Source organism: Arthrobacter sp. 10T413_2 (genome assembly GCF_056394205.1).
Genome location: NZ_JBFTHK010000297.1, coordinates 1 through 2,957 on the forward strand (window position 1 = coordinate 1; position 2,957 = coordinate 2,957).

The following is a 2,957-nucleotide window of genomic DNA, read 5'->3' on the forward strand; positions in this document are numbered from 1 at the left end:
ACACCGGGCCGCCGCCAACGCTTTGTCACACCCGTCCCGCATCCYGTGCCCGGGCGGGCCAAGGCAGGGAGCAATCGCCCGGCCGGTAGCCGCTCAACCGGTGTGGAGCTTCAGCTTCCGGAAGGCCGGCACCTTCAGGAGGTCCGCGATGAGGCCGCCTGCGACAGTCGCGGCGAGGATCAGGAGCAGGAGCGCCGCCGGGACCGGCGCCATCAGCACGCCCCACAGGGCCAGCGCTGACGCGGCCGCGGCGTCGAGCACGGAGGCGGCCACCAACAACCGGGAGGGCCGGCCCGTCCACGCCGGCCGTGCCGTGCGGACGACGTAAGTCGTGATCTGGCTGCTGAAGACCAGCGTCAGGAAAATAACGGTACGCAGCTGGTCGATGYCCCCTCCGGGCCAGAGCTGCCCTGAGGCCCAGAGCACGGCCAGGGAAGAGCAGAGCATCGGCGTGGCAACCACGACGGCCCCGGCGATGGTCCTGCCCACATTCCACGTGTTCGGTTTCTGCGAATAGGAGGCATTGTCGGTGGTGATCATCATGCTCACCACGTCGTTGGCCAGCAGCAGCAACGCCATCAGGAGGGGCGTGAAGACGAGCTGCCCGAACGAAAGCACCCCKACGGTGAGCAGCAGCGGCACTTCGAGTTTCTTCACGCTGACGTTGAGGGCATAGGTCAGGGAACGCTGGTGGATTCTCCTGCTTTCCTCGACGAGTCCGACGATGTCGGTCAGCCCGCCGCGGACGAGGACGACCCCGGCCGCGGACTTGGCCACATCGGTGGCCCCTTCCATGGCGATGCCGACTTCGGCCTGGCGCAGCGCCGGCGCATCATTGACTCCGTCTCCGGTCATGCCCACGACGTGGCCCGCGTCCTGGAGGATCTGCACGATCCTGTGCTTGTCCTGGGKAAGGACCTCCGCGACAACAGCGGGCGGCCCGTCGTCGCCTGCCAGGGCCGCCAGCCCGTCGACCCGGATCACACTTCCCTCCAGACCAACTTCGGCCGCGACTGCCGCGGCGGTCGCGGCGCTGTCACCGGTGACCATGATGACGMGGATTCCGAGTTCCGCTAACCGTGTCAGCAGCCCGGCGGCTTCGGGCCGGATCCGGTCGGCGAGAGCTATGAGTCCGAGCTGGCGCCAGACGCCGTCCCCGTCGTMGACGGCGACGGCGAGCACCCGCGCGCCGCCGGAAGCGAGTGACCCCAGCTCCGCTGGGGGCTGTTCGCCGGCCATCGCCGCAATGACATGCGGGGCGCCCTTGGCCACACCCATGGTCCGGCCACCCCTGACCACCGTGGCCTGGGACCGCTTCGTCGAAGGATCAAACGGTGTGAAACTTATCCGGTCCCCGGCTGCCGTCCCGTCCGCGGCGAGGATCGCCAGATCGATGGGGTCCTGTGTGGAGGCGTCGGAGGCCGCCRACGCCCACCGCAGGACCTCTTCCCGGTTCGCGGCCCCGATCGGGTAGACGGCATTCACCGCGAGCCGGTTTTCGGTMAGGGTCCCCGTCTTGTMGATGCAGAGCACACTCATGGACGCAGCGTCCTGCAGGGCGGTGAGGCGGGTGGTCAGGATCCCGATCGTGGCGAGGTGCTTGGCACCCAGGGCGCCGGCCAAGGCGAACGCCGCCGGCATGGCCACCGGCACCGAGGCCAGCAGCAGTATGACCGCGTAGGAGATGACGTCCGCGATGGGGGCCCCGACGGTGGCCAGATGGGACGTGCCCACGACTGCCAGCACCAGGTCCACAGCGATGAACACCCTGACGATGCGCAGCACGACGTGTTCKAGATGGGCTGTTGGCGCTGAGCTGCCGACCAGCTCTGCCGTCTTGCCGAAGTAKGTGGCGGCACCGGTGGCTACCACGGTGCCGCTGGCTTCTCCGCGGCTAACGGTGKCGCCGGAGTAAACGGTCGACGCCGGCCCCCGGGCTACGGGCATCGACTCTCCGGTGAGCGCCGATTGATCCACCATGACGGTGCCGGTTTGCACGGCGACATCGGCGGGCACGAAGTCGCCGACCCGGATATGGATGACGTCGCCGGGGACCAAGCGGGAGGCCGGCAGCAGCGTCCACGTGCCGTCGCGCAGTACCCGGGCGTTGATTTCCAGCCGGGTGCGCAACAGATCGACGGCCGCTTCGGCCCGCTTCTCCTGGAAAATTCCTAGTACCGTGTTCAGGCTCAGCACCGCCAGGATGATGAGCGCGTMGAGCCATTTGTTGWGGGCGAACTCGAGGATGATCGTTGCTTCCAGCATCCACGGCACGGGCGCCCAGAGTTTCMTKAGGAGCCGCACCGCGAGTCCGGTCCGCTTGAGTGGAACCGTGTTGGGGCCGACTGTCTCCAGCAGCCCGGCTGCTTGCGCGGATGAGAGCCCTTGAGGCTCGACCACGCCGTCTCAGCCCTGAACTGATTCCGCGCCGGTACGGACTACCACCACGGGGCACTGGGCATGGTGCACCGCATGGCTCGACACCGACCCCAGGAGCACTCCGGCGAACCCGCCGTGGCCATGCGATCCGACCACCAGGAGATCGGCCCCGGTTGCAGCCTTCACGAGCACGTCGGCGGGATGCCCCTCCGTCACTTCACCACTGACCGCAAGGGCGGTTCCGGATGCCCGCCGCAGCGCATCAGCGTTTGCGCGCCGGGCATTGTCCCCGAACGAATCATGGTCCTCGGCCTTGCCGGCAGCATCACCGATGACGGGGTAGTGCCATGCTGTGACGACGTGAACCTGCCCGGTTCTTAGCCGGGCTTCCTCAAGGGCCMAATCCAGCGCCGACAGCGACGAGTCCGACCCGTCGACCCCGACAACAATTCGGAAAACCGCACCCGCCGCCATCGTGCCTCCCTAAGGAAACCGCGTCTTCGCAACACGACGTYGTGCCGCACGGCCCACGATCCTCCCGTTGCACCGTGGAATCAAGGGGGTGCCACTGCTGGAGG

The 2,957-nt window shown here is 67.8% G+C and carries 2 protein-coding genes; both read right to left on the reverse strand.

Going from position 1 to position 2,957, the window contains the following annotated elements; genetic code table 11:
- Positions 1 to 93: 93 nt before the first annotated feature.
- Positions 94 to 2,400 carry an HAD-IC family P-type ATPase gene (locus AC1DBQ_RS22720; protein ID WP_476930660.1) on the reverse strand — a complete coding sequence of 769 codons (2,307 nt, stop codon included), beginning with the start codon at positions 2,398 to 2,400 and terminating at the stop codon, positions 94 to 96.
- A 6-nt stretch (positions 2,401 to 2,406) separates the two neighbouring features.
- Positions 2,407 to 2,853, reverse strand: coding sequence for a universal stress protein (locus AC1DBQ_RS22725; RefSeq protein WP_476930661.1), 447 nt, complete (start codon positions 2,851 to 2,853; stop codon positions 2,407 to 2,409).
- Positions 2,854 to 2,957 lie beyond the last annotated feature (104 nt).